A 17,874-nucleotide genomic window follows, 5' to 3' on the forward strand; every position below is an offset into this window, starting at 1 on the left:
CGCGGGTCAAGGGCCGGGTGCGGGGGCGCGGCGGGTGTTCACGCGCGGTTCCCCTGTTCTCCGGGACGGGTTCAGCGCGGCGCGGTGTCATGCGAGCCGTGCGCGAAAAAACTCCCGGTCTCGCGGCCGCCGCCTCGACCCGACGCAGCTTCGTGACCGTCACGGGAGCCGCCGCGGCCCTCGCCCTGACCGGCGCCCTGACCAGCGGCGACGACGCCACGGCTGCGGCGGCCGCCGCGGCCGCGGCCCGCGTCGACCGCAGGCCGCTCTTCACGCTGGGCGTCGCCTCGGGCGACCCGCTGCCCGACACCGTCGTCATCTGGACCCGCCTCGCGCCCGAGCCCCTCGCGCCCTTCGGCGGCATGGACCGTGGCCCCGTCGAGGTGCGCTGGGAGGTCTCAGAGACCGAGTCGTTCGGCCGGATCGTGCGCCGCGGCACCGCGACGGCCCGCCCCGAGTACGCGCACACCGTCCACGTCGACGTCCGCGGACTGCGGCCCTGGCGGCACTACTTCTACCGCTTCCGCGTCGGCGGCCAGCTCAGCCCCGTCGGCCGCACCCGCACCGCCCCCGCGCCCGAGGACCGGCTGACGTCCATGACGCTGGCGTTCGCCTCGTGCCAGGCGTGGTTCGAGGGCTTCTACACCGCCCACGCCGACCTCGCGCGCCGCGACCACGACGTCGTCCTCTTCCTCGGCGACTACATCTACGAGTTCGGCGCGGACAAGGGCATCAGGCCGGGCTCGGGCGACCTCCACGCGACGCGCCAGACGGTGACGCTCGACGAGTACCGGGAGCGTTACGCCCTCTACAAGCTCGACCCCGACCTCCAGGCCGCCCACGCCTGCGCGCCCTGGATCGTCACCATGGACGACCACGAGGTCGTCGACAACTGGGCCGACGAGATCCCGCACCCCGGCGGCCCCGCCGACCAGTTCCTGGTCCGCCGCGCCAACGGCTTCCGCGCCTACTGGGAGCACATGCCGCTGCGCCTCGCCCAGCGGCCCACCGGCCCTGACATGCGGCTCCACCGGCGGCTGCGCTACGGGACGCTCGTGGAGCTCAGCATCCTCGACACCCGCCAGTACCGCTCCGACCAGGCCATGGGCGACGGCATCAAGCCGCCCAACCCCGGCTCGCTCGACCCCGCCCGCACCCTGACGGGCGACGAGCAGGAGCGCTGGCTGCTCGACGGCCTGGCCGCCTCCCGCACCCGGTGGAACGTCCTGGGGCAGCAGAACGCGATGGCGCGCCTCGAGATGGTCCCAGGGCCCGAGCGGGGCGTGCCGATGGACACATGGGACGGCTACGCCGCCTCGCGCGACCGCGTCCTCGGCGGCGCCCACGAGCGCGGCGTGCGCAACCTGATCTCCCTCGGCGGCGACCTCCACCGCAGCGTCGCCTCCGACCTCAAGCTGAACTTCGACGACCCGGGATCGGCCACCGTCGGCACCGAGTTCGTCGGCACGTCCATCAGCTCGGGCATGGACGGCATGGACCACGACGAGGACGGGCTGACCCTGCTCGCCGAGAACCCCCACATCGGATACCACAACGTCCAACGCGGCTACGTCAGTTGCCGCATCACCCCGGACGAGTGGACCTCCGACTACCGCGTCGCCGACCGGGTCACCACGCCCGGCGGGCGGATGTCCACGCGCGCCAGGCTGGTCGTCGAGAACGGCCGCCCTGGCATCCAGCACGCCTGACCCCGAGCCCCACAGGATCGGCGTTCCCGGCGACCGAGGCCGAGGCGGTCCAGCTTCTGATCCACGCCTCGAACGACGCCGACCACTCCCGGATCATGGAGCTCGAGGTGCGCTGACCCTCGCGCCGACCCTCGCGTGGCGGCTGCCCGGCGTGGGGCGGCCGCTCAGCGGGAGGAGCGGTCGGACTCGATCGTTTCCAGCAGGCTGGTGGGGCCCTGGGCGCCGTGGCCCTCCTCGGTGCGCCGGTCCAGCAGGGACAGCAGGTGGTCGAGGCGGCTCGTGTCGATGCCGCGGGAGCGGCGCAGGGCGATCAACGGGCGGGTCATCGCGGCCAGCTCGGTGACCGAGCCATAGGCCGCGGGGTCGTAGTGGGCCGTGTCGGCCTGCTGGGCGATCAGCGGCATCAACGGCGGGATCTGGCCCATCGTGCGGGACACCACGGGGGCGAAGTCGGACGCCGGGACGCCCTCGGCGCGGACCAGGGCCAGGGCGTGCAGATAGCCCACCCAGAACTCGAAGTACAGGCTGTTCATCGCCGCTTCGAAGAGCGGCGCGACCCCCGGGTCCGCGCCGACGTAGCGGGACGCCTTGCCGAGCGCCAGGAGCGTGGCCTCGTGCTGCTCGTACGCCGCGCGCGGGCCCGCGTAGAGGAACTGCGTCTCCGGGCTGCCGATCATCCTGTGGTCCGCCATGGCGGGCGCGGCCAGGTAGTCGGCGCCCCGCTCGGCCGCGTACGCGGCGGCGCGGCGCGCCTCGTCGGGGGAGTGCGACGTCACGTTGACCAGCGTGCGGCCCGCCACCGCGTCGCCCACGTCGGCGAGGACCCGGCGGGCCGCCGCGTCGTCCGTCACGCACAGGACGACGAGCGGCGCGGCCGCGACCGCCGCCGCCGCCGTCTCCGCGCGGAGCGCGCCCGCTGAGACGAGCGGGTCGACGCGCCCTGGCGAGCGGTTCCACGCGGCGGTCGCGTGCCCCGCGGACAGCAGCGCCCTGGCGATCGCGCCGCCCATGCGCCCGGTGCCGAGGACGGCCACGGCGGCGGACGAGGAGTGAGGGGTGTCGTTCATCCGGCCAGGCTGCCCTTCCCTGGCGCCCGGCGGCGCCACCCGAGGCGAATACCACCCATCCGCGTGGGATGGGGGCGGCGCGGGGCGGTCCTGCGGGGGCGTTCGCGCTCCTCAACCCCCCGCTCACGGGCCGCCGGCGCGCGATGTGGCGGCCGGGGCGGCGCACCACACTGGGACGGTCCGTCCGGAGCCGAACTCACGAGGAGTGGGGATGACGACTGCCGCGACGATTCCACTGGCGGGTGACGCGGTCCCGATCCTGGGCCACGCCCTGCCGCTGCTGCGCGACCCGCTGGCCTTCCTGTCGTCCCTGCCCGACCACGGGGACCTCGTCAGGCTGCGCCTCGGGCCGCTCTCCATGGTCATGGTCTGCGACCCCGTGCTCACCCGCCATGTCCTGCGGGACGACCGGACGTTCGACATGGGCGGGCCCATCATGGACCGCGCCAGGGAGCTCGCCGACGGCGTCGGCACCTGCCCGCGCGAGCGGCACCGAAGGCAACGGCGCCTGTGCCAGCCCGCGTTCCACCGCAGCCGCATGCCCGCCTACGGGAGCGTGATGGCCGCCTCGTGCGCCGAGGTCGCCGCCTCGTGGCGCGACGGGCAGGAGATCGACATCACCGACGAGATGGGCGCGCTGATCCTGCGGATCGTGGCCACCACCATGTTCTCCTCGGCGTCCCCCGACCTCACCCGGTCCATCGCGGACGACTTCAAGGCCATCTCGGGCCCGGTCTTCTGGCGCATCGTCATGCCGCCGCGGTTCCGGGGGCTGCCCACCCCGGGGAACCGCCGCTACCGCCGCGCGCACGCCCGGCTGCGCCGCACCGTCGCGGGCATGGTCGAGGCCCACCGCGCCGCGGGGACCGACCGCGGCGACCTGCTGTCGTCGCTGCTCGCCGCCCAGGACCCGGACAGCGAAGGTGAGCGACGCGCGCTGACCGACGACGAGGTGACCAACCAGGTCATCAACTTCTTCACGGGCGCCGACGCCACCGGGCCCGCCATGGCCTGGGCGCTGTGCCTGGTCGCCGCCCACCCCGACATCGAGCGGCGGCTGGCCGACGAGGTGGACGAGGTGCTCGACGGCGGCCCGCCCTCGTGGGAGCACCTGCCCAGGCTCCAGCTCGCCGAGCGCGTCATGACCGAGGCGCTGCGGCTCTACACGCCCACGTGGTTCGGCAGCCGCGTGGTCACCGAGGACACCGACCTCGGCGGCTTCAGGCTGCCCGCCGGGACCATGATCGGCTGGAGCCCCTATGTCATCCACCGCCTGCCTCAGCTGTACAAGGACCCCGAACGCTTCGACCCCGACCGGTGGTTGGACGCCGACGTCGGGCATGAGGCGTACTTCCCTTTCGGCGGCGGGGCCCGCAAGTGCATCGGCAGCCGCTTCGCCCTCTCCACCGCCGTGCTGACGCTGGCCGCCATCACCGCCCGCTGGAGGCTGCGCCCGGTCGACGGCGGGCCGCCTCGGCCCGTCGCCAAGGTGCTGCTCGCGCCGCACGGCACGCGCATGCGCGCCGTCGCCCGCTGAGCCCCCACCACCGTCCCGCCGCGCGCCCATCGCGCGGCGGACCCCCGAGAAAGGAAACCGCTGGAGCATGACGGCACACGGCACCACGCCCGTCCCCAGGGATGCCCTGGCCGAGCGGTCGCAGACCGTCGGCGCCCTCTTCGACGACGTCGCCGAGGCGTTCACCCGGCTCGGCGACTGGATGAGCGAGGCCCCCGGGCTTCGCGAGTGGCTCGACGCCCGGCTGCCGGGCGGCGCCCGCGCGATCGACGTCGGCTGCGGCACCGGCCGGTTCTGCCCCAGGCTCGCCGAACGGTACGAGGAGGTGATCGGCGTCGACCCCGCGGGGGCGCTCCTCGACATCGGCCGCAGGACCAACGCCGGGCCCGGCATCCGGTACGAGCGGCGCAGCGCCTACGACGTCACCCCGGAGCGGGACGGGCGGTTCGACCTCGTCTTCTCCTACAGCGCGGTCTTCCACATGCGCCCCTACGAGGCGATCCTGCCGCACCTGATCTCGCTCGTGGCACCCGGCGGGCGCATGGTGATCTTCGAGCCCGAGCGGACCCCGCTGCACGACCGCAAGGGCAAGGACGAGGACTGGCTGGTCGACGTGGCGTTCCAGAGCGCCCAGCTGGCGTACCGGATGACGGGCGACGTGGCGGCGGCCATCGACGCGCTGCGGCTGTTCTTCCACCCCAGCTGGCAGAAGCTGTGCGAGGGCAGCGCGCTGCCGAGCCGCGAGGAGTTCGGCGAGGTCTTCTCCACCTGGCTGCCGGGGGCCGAGCTGGCCCATGACGTGGTGCCCGGCATGGCCGTCGCCGTCTGGGAGGCCCCGGCCGACTGAGGGCGACCGAGGGCGGGGGAGCGGACCGTGAGGACGCGGCGGCCCGGGGCATCCATCCCGGGGCCGCCGCGCTCCGTCACCCGCCGCGCTCCGTCAGCCACCACGCCGTCACCCGCCGCGCGGGTCGAACCCCTTGAAGTAGTCGGCGTAGAAGCGCATCAGCTCGGGCACCCGCTCGGGCACCCCGGGCAACTCCGCGGCCATCGCCGCCAGATGCGTGAAGCGCAGCACGATCGACCGCATCGCCACATCGGGCCTGGCCAGGAAGCCGGGCTCCTCCTCCAGCTCGAACGAGGGCCCCGCCGTTCGTCCAGGGCGCCCCGACGGCAGCGTCACCAGGTGCTCGGCCAGCGGCCGCATCATCCCGGTCATCACGTCGATCGCGGCGTTCATCAGCTGGGAACGGCGCAGGCTCCCGTCCGCCGCGAACCCGAAGTGCTGGATCATCAGCTGGTTCATGAGGAAGTACGACCGGTTGAACACCACCATCGCCGCCCGCGCCGCCGGATCCGTCACCTGCTCGCGCGCCGGATTCCCGCCGTGCAGCGAGGGGTTGCGCAGCACCGGGTAGGCGGGCGTCCACGGTGGGCGCCGCCGCCCCGGCTCCTTGCGCGCCGCCGCGCGGCTCTCCGCCATCAGCAGGTCCGAGATCCGCAGGAACGTCTCGTAGTGCGACTCCTCGTCGTGCTCCACCGCGGTGAGGACGCCGCCCTCGCCGTGCTCGGTCACGAAGTCGATGGCGAACAGCGCGCTGGAGACGTCGTCCACCTCCAACTGGTAGTCGGGATGTGCGGTGTTGACCGACTCCCGCATGAACAGGTGGTGCTCGCCGCCCCCGCGCCCCCGGTCCACGAGGAAGAGGTCGGGCACCGTGCGGATGCCCTCGCGGATCGCGTCGTAGAGGTCGCTCAACGACTGGTACGGATAGGGGCCCGCGCCGTGCGCATGACCCTTCGCGTCATCGGCCAGCTCGGGCGTCGCCCCGTGCGGCTGCTCGATCGCGATGAAACGCTGCACGCTGCCGAGGCCGAAGCCCTCGAGGCTCAGATCGAGCGGCACCCGCAACTCGCCGTTGACCGTGCCGAAGTCGATCGCCGGGAGGTGGAACGGCTGGCCCATCGCGGTGATGATGTTGTTGATGACGAGGAAGTGCATCATCTCCTCGCGCGCGACGTTCAGCAGGCTGCCGCGCATCCCGTTGGACAGCGTCTCGCCGCCGTCGCCGCACGCCACCCGCAGCTGCTCATCGGTCCACGCGCCGCGCCGCACCAGCTCGCGGCCCGCGCCGAGCAGCGGGATCGACCAGGCGGCGTACAGGTACTGGAGCATCACGGCGAGCTCGAGCCGCGCGGCCTCCCGCAGCCCGGCATAGAGCTGGGCGCGCGTGGTGATCCTGCCGTCCCGCGCGCGCCTGGGCACCAGCAGCGGCGGCGGCCGCCGACCGGCCTCGTCCGCCCGCAGATAGGCGAGCAGCAGCCGCGCCTGAGGCCCTGTCATGTCGCGGGTGGGGGGCATGTAGAACGTCCTGTCCCGGTGCGCCGGGTCGCACATCAGCCAGATCAGCCGCGCGTGCGTGGCGACGCGCGACCGGTCGGCGAGGCTGAAGATCTCGTCCTTCATGAACGAGTACAGCAGCTCGTACGGCGCGAACACCTCGCGGTAGAGCACGTCGAGCGTGACCTGGTCGCGGGGGATCGCGTCCAGGTGCGCGCTGTCGTGCAGGGCGCGCACGTCGACGGTGGCCATGGCGGGCCAGTACCCGAGGGCGTCGTCGTTGTCGTACGCGCGGGCGGCGGAGCCAGGGGCGTCGAGGTCGCACGGCGGCTCCTCGCCCTCGGGAAGGAACAGCAGCCTGGTGGTGCCCGCCCGCGCGCGCCTGACGGCCAGCGTGGCGCGCCCATCGGGCCCGGTGGACAGCGCGCAGCCCGCCTCCCAACGGCCCCCCGCGGCGCGCACGTCCACCACGCGGATGTCGCCGCAGCGCGCGTCGGGCGCGGTCGCGCGGGCGTCGCCCGGCAGCGCGCGGGGGTTGAAGAACTGGAGCACCCGAAGACCCGACACCGCCGCGGGGCGGCCGAGCCGGTGGACCTGGACGGCGACCTCGGCGGTGCCGTCCCCGCCCGCCACCGGGTCGGGCTCCTCGAGGAAGAGCGCGGAGTCGTCGATCCGCACGACCGTCTCCTCCTCGGTGAGCAGCACGGTCGGCTCACGCCCACCGGCCGTGCCGAGCAGCACCAACGGCTCGGCGGGCGACGCCCGTTCGCCCGACCCCATGAGCGCCGTGGGCAGGGTGGGCACGGTGACGAGGCCGCCGGTCGCGTCGGTGTCGCCGAGGTAGGCCGCCGCGGGGACCCGGGCGACCAGCCGCCCCGAGTCGCGCGTGCGCAGCTCGAGGTCGCCCACGTCGAGGCGCGGCCCGGTCCTGTGCAGCGGCCCAGGGCCCGGCTCGGCGGCCCTCGAGACGGCGGGCACCGCGGTGATCAGGTCGAACGTGGCGTGCTCGGCCGTCACCTCGACCGCGGCGTTGCCCAGCGGGGACCCGGGCACCCGGCGCGCGGTCAGCAGCCGTCCCGCGGGGCATGTCCGCGCCTCGCCGCGCCGCCAGGGCGCGATGGTGCCGCGCACCCGCCAGAAGTCGGGGGTGTCGTTGGCGCGTGGCGCGGCCATGTCGGTGAGCGCGAACCGCACCACCAGGCCGCCGAACACCGCGTCCCCGACGCGCTCCCGCAGCAGCCGCGCCGCCCCCGACGCCTCGGCCTCCGCGAGCCACAGCAGCCCGGCCCCCTGGCCCTCGCCCGCGCCCTCCTCGGGGTCGGCCGCCACCACGAACTGGTGGACCACCGAGCGCCTGAAGTGCGCGGCCAGCGGGTGGTCCCCGGCGTCGAGCACGTGTCGTGAGCCCTGCCAGCGCGGCGGCTGGAGCCCGGTGACGGGCCCGGTCGCCATGTATCCGGTGTCGTGCGAGCGGCCGCGCCTGCCGAAGCCGAGCTGGCCGACCATGACGGTGGTGGTCCAGCTCGACGCGGGGTCGATGTCGAGGACCCGTGCGCGGTTGAACGTGGTGCCCAGGTAGTCGTTGTAGTGGCCCCACAGGTCCACATGGCGGCCCACCACGGGGTCGTCGGCCCCGGCCCGGCCCGGGGAGCGCTCCCAGCCGGTGATGCGCGCGTCGACCCAGAAGTGCCCGTTGCCCCCGAAGTTCCACCCTTTGACCGTGGAGAACCGGCCTTCGGGCGTGGTCGTGCCGTCAGGGTCGAACCGCGTGCCGAGCGCGTCGAGGTGGGCGTGGTACTCCGAGGCGGGCCCCTCGGGCGGGAACGGGCGCCCTTCGCCGGTCAGCGCGCTGTTCCCGGCCAGGTCGTAGAGCCCGGAGCGCGGCCCGGTGGGCAGCCGGGTGACGGCGGTGCCTGCGAAGTGCAGGCGCGGCAGGTCGAAGACGCTCAACGGGCCTCCCTGAGCGCGGAGTCGATCGCGGCGACGGCGCCGAGCGCCGACTCGATGGCGCCGTTGATCCAGGCGGGGGTGGCCGAGCAGTGCTCCCCGGCGAAGAACAGCCGCCCCTGCGGGCGGGCGGCGCGCCGCATCTCCTCGGCGTGCGCGGCGGCGTCCTTGCCCCACCGCCAGCGGCGCGACGTGCAGCCCTTGCTCCAACGGTGGCCCGCCCAGGCGACGCTGGCCGCGCCGAGCACGAACCCCGGCTCGGCCAGCGCGGGATGGAGCGGCGCCAGCTCGTCCACGACGGCCGCGTGCCGCGCGTCCGGGGAGTGCTGGCCGAGCAGCTCCGCGTCCTCGGCGATGGCGTAGGAACCGAGCAGGGTCACGCCCTTGGCCGGATCGCCCTCGCGCGGGGGGTAGTACGTCTGCCGGGTGCGGCCGCCGGTCGCCGACGCGCCGCCGGTGATGCCGTCGCGCTCCCAGAACGCCTCGCGGCAGTGCAGCGCTATCTTGGTGGCCGCGCCGTAGTCGACGCTGTCGATGACGTCGCGCTTGTCGTCGTCCACCCCGGTGAGGGCGAGATCGCGCACCACGGAGAACGGCAACGTGCAGAGCGCGAGCGGGTGTTCGCGGCCGATCGCGCGGCGGCGGTGGCGCAGCGCGAGGCGGACCAGGTCGGGCGCGACATGCACCCCGGTGACCTCCCGGCCCAACAGGACGGGCCGGGCGAGGCGTTCGGCGAGGCGGTCCGCCAGCTGGCCCATTCCGCCGCTGAGATACAGCAGCCCGCCGCCGGACTCCAGCAGCAGGTCGTCGAGGAACCCGTAGAGCCGGGGGCCGCACCCCATGCGCAGCCCGGGGTGGTCGCCGAACACCGCGGGCAGGTCGATCCGGTCGGCGGCGGGGCCGTGCAGATAGGGCGTGAGGTCGAGGTCGTCGGCAAGCCCGAGGAGGGCGGTCAGGTCGACGGCCAGGTGGTCCCGCAGCTCGGCCGGGCCGATCGCGCGCACGACCGCCGCGAGCCAGGCCCCGAACACCACGGTCGCCCGCCCGTACCCCTCCGTCGGCACGGTGCGCCGCAGGTCGTCCACGAGCGGCCGGGCCGCGTCCTTCACCTTGACCCAACCGTCCCCGGCGCTCAGGTAGTTGTGGTCGTCGCTCAGGATCGTGCGGAACGGGCGCAGCGCGTGCGAGAGCCCCAGCTTCTCCACGTACCGCAGGGTCAGGCCGTGCCCGGCGGGGATCCGCATGGCCCCCAACTCGGCGTAGGGGGCGTCCTCTTCCGGCCCGAAGCGGTGGGTCCAGATCCGGCCCCCGATCCGCTCGCTGCCCTCGAGCACCGTCACCCGGTGCCCGAGCGACTCCAGCTCGTGCGCCGCCACCAGGCCCGCGATCCCCGCCCCGAGCACGGCGACGCTTCCCCCGCCGCCCTTCTGATGGCCGTCCCCCGTGACTGCGGACGCCGTCCGCGTTGTTGCCCACATGGGAGACGACTCTCCGGGATCAGGGGGCCGCGCCACATCCCCCGGTCGATCAGCGGGAAGTGGGGCGCGCCGCGTTTCTCCGCCGTTCCCTTCCGGTTCTGTCGACGGCCATCCCACGCGATCGCGTAGGTTGCTCCGCCGTTTCCCGCGAACGTCGCTCGGCCGCTCCTACCATGGGCCCTGATCCGGCAGACGGGGCGAACCAGGGAGGAATTCGGCCATGGATCAGCGCATCAAAAAGATCGTGATTCTGGGTGGCGGGACCGCGGGGTGGATGTCCGCGGCCTATATGGCGAGGGCTCTGGGCGACACGGTGCGGATCACCGTTCTCGAGGCTCCTTCGATTCCGAGGATCGGCGTCGGCGAGGCCACGATTCCCAATCTCCAACGGGTGTTCTTCGACCATCTCGGGCTCTCCGAGGAGGAGTGGATGCCCGAGTGCAACGCCGCGTACAAGGTGGCCGTCAAGTTCGTCAACTGGCGCACGCCGGGCGAGGGGCAGGCCGCCGCGCGCACGATCGACGGGTGGCCCGACCACTTCTACCACCCCTTCGGCCTCCTCCCCGAGCACGACGGGGTGCCGCTCTCCCACTACTGGGTCCACAACCGCCACAGCGGCGTCACCGACGAGCCGTTCGACTACGCCTGCTTCCCCGGGGTGGCGCTCATGGACGCGCTCAAGGCGCCGAGGGACCGGGAGGGCAGGCCCGTCACGTGGTACGCGTGGCACTTCGACGCCCATCTGGTCGCCGACTTCCTGCGCCGCCACGCCACGTCCAAGCTCGGCGTCGTCCATGTCGAGGACGAGATGACGGAGCCGCGCCTCGACGCCCGCGGGTTCGTCACGGCGCTCGCGACCAAGAGCGGCGCGCTCCTGGACGCCGACCTGTTCATCGACTGCTCGGGCTTCCGCGGCCTGCTGATCAACAAGGCGCTGCGCGAGCCGTTCATCGACATGAACGACCACCTGCTGTGCAACAGCGCGGTGGCGTACGCCCTGCCCCACGACGACGAGGCCCACGGCGTCGAGCCCTACACCTCGGCGATCGCCATGCGGGCGGGCTGGACGTGGAAGATCCCGATGCTGGGCCGCTTCGGCACGGGCTATGTCTACTCGGACGCGTTCTCCACCAGGGACCGGGCCACCGAGGACTTCTGCCGCCTGTGGGGCCTCGACCCCGACGCCTACGCCGACAAGCTCAACCATGTGCGTTTCCGCGTCGGCCGCAACCGCCGCGCCTGGGTGAACAACGTGGTCGGCATCGGCCTCGCGTCCTGTTTCCTCGAGCCGCTCGAATCCAGTGGCATCTACTTCATCTACGCCGCTCTGTACAACCTGGTGAAGCACTTCCCCGACAAGAATTTCGACCAGGTATTCACCGACCGGTTCAACGCCGAGATCGAGTGGATGTTTGACGACACCCGGGACTTCATCCAGGCCCATTTCGCGCTCGCGCCACGCGACGACACGCCGTTCTGGCGGGCCAACAAGGAGCTGCGCCTGCCCGACCAGATCAGGGAGAAAATCGCGATGTACCGCGCGGGCCTCCCGATCAACCGCCCCTTCAGCACCGAGGGCGAGTACTACGGCAATTTCGACGTCGAATTCCGCAACTTCTGGACCAACGGCAGCTACTACTCCATCTTCGCGGGCCTCGGCCTGGTGCCCGACCACCCCCTGCCCACCCTCACGCACCGCCAGGACTCCGTCGAGGGCGCCCAGTACCTGTTCGAGCGGGTCAAGGAGGAGCAGCGGGAGCTCGTGGCGTCCCTTCCCTCCAACCACGCCCATCTGCGCCGCCTGCACGGCAAATGACGCGGGGAGCGCCGGCGATGGACATCGACGACTACCGGGCGCTGATGAGCGCGTTCCCCACGGGCGTCGCGGTGGTGACCAGCATCGACGAGAACGCCGAGCCCAGGGGCGCCACCTGCTCCTCGCTGTGCAGCGTGACGCTGACCCCGCCCACCCTGCTGGTGTGCCTGACCACGCGCAGCAGCACCCTGGCCGCGATCCGGGACAGCGGCAGGTTCGGCGTCAACCTCCTGCACGCCCGCGCCAGGCGCACCGCGGAGATCTTCGCCACGCCGGTCGACGACCGGTTCGGGCAGGTCCCCTGGAAGCAGTTGGGCCAGGGCGGGGTGCCCTGGCTCATACGTGACGCCTTCGCGGTCGCCGACTGCCGCGTCGCGGGCCTCTCGGCGGTGGGCAGCCACACGATCGTCCTGGGCCGTGTGGCGGGCACCCACTCCTCACCCGCGGTCCCGTTGCTCTACGGGCTGCGGCAGTTCTCGCGATGGATTCCCGAGGAGGGCGCTTGATGTTCTCCGCGCGCGGGCGCGCGCTCTCGTCCACCCGCCCACCCTCGTGAAAAGGTGCGATTCCAGGCGTCATTGCTGTAACAGGGGTAACAGCTTGATTATGAGATGAGTCGGAACAATACATATTCGCCCAGGAATCGCATGCCATCGCGCCATCTCGCCTCGCCCGTTCCCCCGTCCCTCCCCACGCGCCCCGAAGCCCGCGCCGCCCCGCCGCTCCTCGGCAGGGACCGGCAGTGGCAGCTGGTGCAACGGCTCCTCGACGCGGCCAGATCCGCGCCGCGCCGCGGCGGCGTGCTCCTGGTGGAGGGCCTGCCCGGGACCGGCAGGAGCAGGCTGCTGAACGACGCGGCGGCCCTGGCGGCGCGCGGCGGATTCTCGGCGGCGCACGCCGCGGCGGACGAGCTGCGCAGGGCGATGCCCCTCGCGCCGCTCGCCGCCGCGTTGGGCCAAGGGCCCGGGGGCGGCCCCCAGAGCACGGGCGCCGGGCCCTCGGCCCCCCAGGGCGGCGGCCCCCCGGGGAACGCCGCGCTGATCGAGCGACTGAGCGCCCGCGTCGACGAGTTGCTGCGCAGCGGCCCGGTGGCCGTCGTGCTCGACGACCTCCACTGGGCCGACGCCGTCACCCTCGCCGCGGTGCGCGCCCTGGTGACCCGCTTCGCCGCCCAGCCCGTCGTGTGGCTGCTCGCCCGGTGCACGGGCGAGGGCGGCTCCACGGTCGAGCGGCTGTTCACCGTGCTGCGCGAGTCCGAGGGCGCCGAGCTGCTCCCGCTCACCCCGCTCGCCCCGCGCGCCGTGGCCGAGTTGACGGCCCAGCGGCTCGGGGCCGAGCCCGCCGCCGAGCTGCTCGCCTATGTCGAGGGCGCCGACGGCAACCCCGCCGCCCTGGTCGCCCTGCTCGACGGCCTCGCCGAGGAGCGGCGCGTCCAGATCGTCGACGGGCGGGCGCGGCTCGCGCGTTGCCCGTCGGGCGGCCTCCCGCCGCACGGGTTCGGCGCGCTGGTGCGCCGCCGCATGGAGCCGTTCCACCCGACCACCAGGCTGCTGCTCGACGTGGCCGCGGTGCTCGGGCGGGCCTCCACGCCCGACGACATGGCGCGCATGCTGGGCGAGACCCCGGCCGCGGTCCTGCCCGCGCTGCGCGAGGCGCTGGCCTCCCGGATGGTGGTGTGCGAGGAGGACGCGATCGCCTTCCGCCACGAGCTGGTGCGGCACGCGCTGCTCGCCACGATCCCCGGTCCTTTGCGCGGCGCCCTGCACCGCCAGGCCGCCGACATGATCCTGGGCCGCGACGGAGGCGTGCAGCGCGCCGCGGCCCACCTCGTGCACGGCGCGCGCCGCGGCGACGGGCAGGCGGTCGAGGTGCTGCGCGCCGCCGCGTCCGCCGTCGCGGCCGCCGAGCCGCGCGCCGCGGCCGAGCTCGCCCTGCGCGCCCTGGAGATCAGCCGCCCCGAGGACGCCGCGCGGCCGCGGCTGTTCCGCGTCGCGGTCGAGGCGTTGACCCGCGTGGGCCCGCTGCCCCGCGCGGTCGCGCTGGCCCGCGAGGCGCTCGCGGGGCCGCTCCCCGCCGACCAGGCGACCGCGCTGCGCCACGGCCTCTCGCGCGCGCTGCTCCTCGCCGGTCGCGCCGCCGAGACCGCGCCACAGGACCCGCCCCCGGCCGACCTCCCCGAGGAGGCGCTGGTCGCCGACCTGCACGGGCTCGCCGCGCTCGACGTGTCCGCGGCCGCGCGGCGGGCCCGCGAGGAGACCGAGCGGCGCGCCGCCGCCTCGTCGGGGCTGCTCGGCGTGCTGGCCACCACCCACTGGTGCGCGGGCCGCGTCGGCGAGGCGCTGCGCGTCGCCCGCGCCGCCGTGGCCCGCGCCGAGGACGAGGCCCCTGGCCCCGGCACGAGCCCCGTGCCGCCCCGGCTGCTCCTGGCGTCGATGCTCACCCAGCTGCGGCAGACCGCCGAGGCCACGGCCACGGTCGAGCTGCTCGCCGCCGAGATCGAGGCCGACGGCACACCCGTGCTGCGCGGCGCGCCCATGATCCTCAACGCCTGCCTCGCCCTGGCAAGGGGCGCCCCCGACGCCGCGGCCACCGAGGCCACCGAGGGCCTCGCCGCCGCCGAGGAGACGGGCATGGCGCTGCTGTCCTCGCTCGGCGGGCGCGTGCTGGCCGAAGTAGCGCTCAGGCGCGGCGACCTGGCCGCCGCCGACGGACACGTCGAACGCCTCGCGGGGCGCGTGGCCGAGCAGCGGGCCGAGAGCGACGAGGCACGCGCGCTCACCGCGCTCTGCGGCTGGCTCGCCGCCAGGCTGGCCGCCGCCCGCGGCGATCTCACCGCCCTGGCCACGGCGTTACGGACCGTCCATGGGGACCGGCGCGCCCTGCGCCGCCTCCTGGTCGCCGAGCCCGCCGCCGCGGCCTGGCTGGTGCGCGCCGCCCTCGACGCGGGGGATCGCGAGACGGCCGGGGCCACCGCGGGGCTGGCCCAGGGCCTCGCCTCCGACAACGCCGAGGTGCCCTCGCTCGCCGCCGCCGCGATGCACGCCTCGGGCCTGTACGAGCGGGACCGCTGGGCACTGCGGCGCGCGGGGGAGGAGCATCAGGACCCCTGGGCGCGCGCCTCGGCCGCCGAGGACCTCGGCTGCCTGCCGGGCGGCGACAGGGAGGCGGCCGTCGACGCCCTCGACCGTGCCATGTCCGGGTACGCCAGGCTCGGCGCCGAGCGTGACGAGGCCCGGGTGCGCCGCAGGCTGCGGCGCCTCGGGGTGCGGCGGCGGCACTGGAAGCACGCCCACCGGCCCACATCGGGGTGGGCCAGCCTGACGGCGACCGAGCGGCGCGTGGCCGACCTGGTCGCCCAGGGCATGACCAACCGGCAGGCCGCCGCGCAGCTGTTCCTCTCCCCGCACACCGTGGGCTTCCATCTGCGGCAAATATTCCGGAAGTTGGGCATCCAGTCCCGCATCGAGCTGGTGCGCCTGCACGCCGACGCGGTCGAGGGCCCGAGGGGCGCGGCCTGACCCGGGGTCACGCCGACGCGGCCCGCCAGCCGTGCTCGGCCCTGAAGCCGATCAGCTCGCGGGCCGCCGACGAGTCGAGCGCCGAGCCGAACGCCCCGAGCCCCGCCCTGAGCTCGGTCGCGGGGTGGTAGCGCGCGAACAGCTCGGCGTTGGGCACATCCGACGCCGAGTCGGGCGCGGCCACGTTGAGCGCGTGATACCCGGTCAGGCCCGAGCGCAGCGCGGCCAGCACCGCCCCGGCCGCGTCCCTGGTGTCGAGCCAGGCCCACAGCTCGCGGCGGTTCACCCCGGGGTCGCGCCGCACCCGCTCCAGGTGCGCCGCGAGCCGCTCCCCCTCCCCGACGAAGGGGAAGCGCAGCAGCGTGCAGGGCATGCCCCAGCGCCGCCACGCGAACGCGCCCACCTCCTCGCCGAGCACCTTGGACAGCCCGTAGGAGTCGACGGCCACGGTCGGCTGCGCCTCGTCCACCGGGACATAGGGCGGCGACAGCTCGCGCCCGGCCCACGCGTAGCCGTAACGCGACACGCTGGACGCGGCCACCGCCGTGCGCGCGCCCGCGCGCCCGGCCCCGTCGAGGACCAGGAACGCGGTGTGGACGTTCTGGATCAGCGTCTGGTCATCGGGCACGAAGCCGGGGGCCGGGATCGCCGCCAGGTGCACCACGGCGTCCACCGGTCCATCGGGCCCGGTCAGCGCGGAGGCGACGAACTCCGGGTCGCGGAGGTCGCCGACGAGCGACCGCTCGGCGCCGACGCCATCGGCGGCCCGCCGGTCCACGGCGACGACCCGCAGGCCCGCCGCGACCAGCGCCCGCGCCGTCGTGCGCCCGATGCCCCCCGCGGCGCCCGTCACGGCGACCACGTCGCCGGGGCCGATGACGCGCCGCTGATCCCTGTCCACGAGCTCGTTCACCCCCGAGAGAAGGACGACCGGCAGAGTTTGACGGCCGACCCCGTCATGTCGTCGTGGAACAGCCCGTGGAAGCGCGCGCACGCGAAGCCGCGATGCTCGCGCACGCGCGCCACCCGTCGAGCCGCTGGATCAACTCTCCCGGCTCAGGCCCCGGTTCGGCCGCGGCTCAGGCCGTCCCCTCAGGCCACCTCCACATAGTCGAGCTCGGCCCATCTGCTCTGGAACTGGAGCCTGACGGTGTTCCGCCCCTCGACCAGCTCGACCGGCACCGACACCTCGGTCCAGTTCTCCCAGCCGCGGTCCTGATAGGTCACCGTGCCCGCGGGCGCGCCGTTGATCGAGAGCGTGTGCCGCGCCTCGCCGTACCCCGCCGCGTACCCGATGTGCAGCGTATGGGCCCCCGACCCCGCGGCGAACACCGTGATGTCGACCCAGCTGTCCGCGTGGTCGATTCCCGCGGCCACCGCGCCCTGCGAGGCGCTGCCGGTCTGGCGCACCGACGCGTTGCTGAGCGAGCCCCGCTCCGCCTCGTGCCGCACGCGGCTGCCGCGCACCACGGGGTAGTCGTTGTCCCAGCCCAGCTGGGCCACGTACATGCCGCGCCCGCCCTCGGGGCGCCAGCCGTGGAAGAGGATGCGGCCGTCCACGATGTCGGCGCCACCGGGGCCGTCGACCGCGTTGTCCAGGGTCGCCGTCGTCATCAGTGGCCGGTAGGCACGCGTGTACGGGCCGGTCAGCGACGTCGAGACGGCGTAGCTCGTCTGGTAGTTGGACGTCGTGTACACGCCCGCGGAGTAGAACAGCACATAGTGCGAGGCGCGCTTGATGAGCACCGGCGCCTCGATCACGCCGTCCTCGGACGGCAGGTCGTTGCGCAGCAGCTCGGTCCTGCCGCCCACGAACGTGATCCCGTCGGCCTCCGTCCGCTGGAGCCACAGGATCGCGGGCTGGCCCACGGCGTTGCCGTCGTTCTTGTAGAGCAGATAGCGCGTGCCGTCGGTGTCGACGAAGCTCGACGGGTCGATGTCGCCGCCCTCGCCCGCGTTGCACACCAGCGGCTGGTCGGACGTCGCGAGGAACGGTCCCGCCGGGCTGTCGGCGAGCGCCGCGCCCAGGCACATGCGGCCCGACGCGGTGTCGGGGCCCGTGAAGTACATGAGGTAACGCCCGTCGGCGCGCCGCGAGACGTCGGGCGCCCAGAAGCCGCCGCTCCCGGTCCACGCGGGCCTGTCGGGCATCACATCGCCCTGGACGGTCCAGGGCCCGTCGGCGGACGGGGCGGTGGCGTGCGGCACGCGGCCGTGCCGCGAGCTCGTCGAGTACGCGTGGTAGGTGCCGCCGTCGACGAAGATCTCGGGGTCGGGGAAGTCGTCGTTGATCACCAGGTTCGGGGGGACGGAGAGCGCCGCCGGGTCATCGGCGCGCTCGCCCGGCGCGCTCGCGGACGCGGGGGACAGCGGCAGCAGCGTGAGCAGCACCGCCACGGCGCCCAGCAGGGCGCCTGTCGTTCTGCGCATGAACGGCCCTTTCCACGGGGGGACATGAAGGGGCGCGCGTGACACGCGTCAC

11 protein-coding genes are annotated in these 17,874 nt (G+C 74.2%); 6 read left to right on the forward strand and 5 right to left on the reverse strand.

Going from position 1 to position 17,874, the window contains the following annotated elements:
* Nucleotides 1-89: 89 nt before the first annotated feature.
* Nucleotides 90-1,709: an alkaline phosphatase D family protein gene (locus tag D7318_RS16410; protein WP_120697869.1), complete on the forward strand. Its 1,620-nt coding sequence runs from the start codon at nt 90-92 to the stop codon at nt 1,707-1,709.
* 164 nt (nt 1,710-1,873) lie between these two features.
* On the opposite strand, the gene D7318_RS16415 is transcribed toward D7318_RS16410, so the two are convergent.
* Nucleotides 1,874-2,776, reverse strand: coding sequence for an NAD(P)-dependent oxidoreductase (locus D7318_RS16415; RefSeq protein WP_120697870.1), 903 nt, complete (start codon nt 2,774-2,776; stop codon nt 1,874-1,876).
* 211 nt (nt 2,777-2,987) lie between these two features.
* Here D7318_RS16415 and D7318_RS16420 point away from each other — a divergent pair, with 211 nt between their 5' ends.
* Both D7318_RS16420 and D7318_RS16425 read left to right on the forward strand, forming a co-directional pair.
* Nucleotides 2,988-4,313, forward strand: coding sequence for a cytochrome P450 (locus D7318_RS16420; protein ID WP_120697871.1), 1,326 nt, complete (start codon nt 2,988-2,990; stop codon nt 4,311-4,313).
* A gap of 67 nt (nt 4,314-4,380) precedes the next feature.
* Complete coding sequence (locus D7318_RS16425; RefSeq protein ID WP_120697872.1) at nt 4,381-5,139, forward strand: class I SAM-dependent methyltransferase; 759 nt, start codon at nt 4,381-4,383, stop codon at nt 5,137-5,139.
* A gap of 108 nt (nt 5,140-5,247) precedes the next feature.
* Here D7318_RS16425 and D7318_RS16430 read toward each other — a convergent pair whose 3' ends face one another.
* A complete protein-coding gene (locus D7318_RS16430) occupies nt 5,248-8,583 on the reverse strand; it encodes a ferritin-like domain-containing protein (RefSeq protein ID WP_120697873.1) in 3,336 nt (1,111 codons plus the stop codon).
* Nucleotides 8,580-9,983 (reverse strand): flavin monoamine oxidase family protein, encoded by a 1,404-nt coding sequence (locus D7318_RS16435; protein WP_183091449.1) that lies wholly within the window; start codon nt 9,981-9,983, stop codon nt 8,580-8,582. Before D7318_RS16435 ends, D7318_RS16430 begins: the two co-directional genes overlap by 4 nt.
* 295 nt (nt 9,984-10,278) lie before the next feature.
* Between D7318_RS16435 and D7318_RS16440 the strand changes: the two genes are divergently transcribed.
* From D7318_RS16440 to D7318_RS16450, 3 genes are all read left to right on the forward strand, one after another.
* Entirely contained in the window at nt 10,279-11,874 is a 1,596-nt protein-coding gene (locus D7318_RS16440; protein WP_120697875.1) for a tryptophan halogenase family protein, read from the forward strand.
* Nucleotides 11,875-11,891: 17 nt separating this feature from the next.
* Nucleotides 11,892-12,380, forward strand: a complete 489-nt coding sequence (locus D7318_RS16445; protein WP_120697876.1) for a flavin reductase family protein — start codon at nt 11,892-11,894, stop codon at nt 12,378-12,380.
* A 141-nt stretch (nt 12,381-12,521) separates the two neighbouring features.
* On the forward strand, nt 12,522-15,392 hold the full coding sequence (locus tag D7318_RS16450; RefSeq protein WP_183091448.1) for a helix-turn-helix transcriptional regulator: 2,871 nt from the start codon (nt 12,522-12,524) through the stop codon (nt 15,390-15,392).
* A gap of 7 nt (nt 15,393-15,399) precedes the next feature.
* Here D7318_RS16450 and D7318_RS16455 read toward each other — a convergent pair whose 3' ends face one another.
* Nucleotides 15,400-16,305 carry an NAD-dependent epimerase/dehydratase family protein gene (locus D7318_RS16455; protein WP_230423796.1) on the reverse strand — a complete coding sequence of 302 codons (906 nt, stop codon included), beginning with the start codon at nt 16,303-16,305 and terminating at the stop codon, nt 15,400-15,402.
* 179 nt (nt 16,306-16,484) lie between these two features.
* Nucleotides 16,485-17,822, reverse strand: a complete 1,338-nt coding sequence (locus D7318_RS16460) for a family 43 glycosylhydrolase (protein ID WP_120697878.1) — start codon at nt 17,820-17,822, stop codon at nt 16,485-16,487.
* Nucleotides 17,823-17,874: the final 52 nt, after the last annotated feature.

It is taken from the genome of Streptomyces radicis, assembly GCF_003626575.1.
Lineage (GTDB): Bacteria > Actinomycetota > Actinomycetes > Streptomycetales > Streptomycetaceae > Streptomyces > Streptomyces radicis.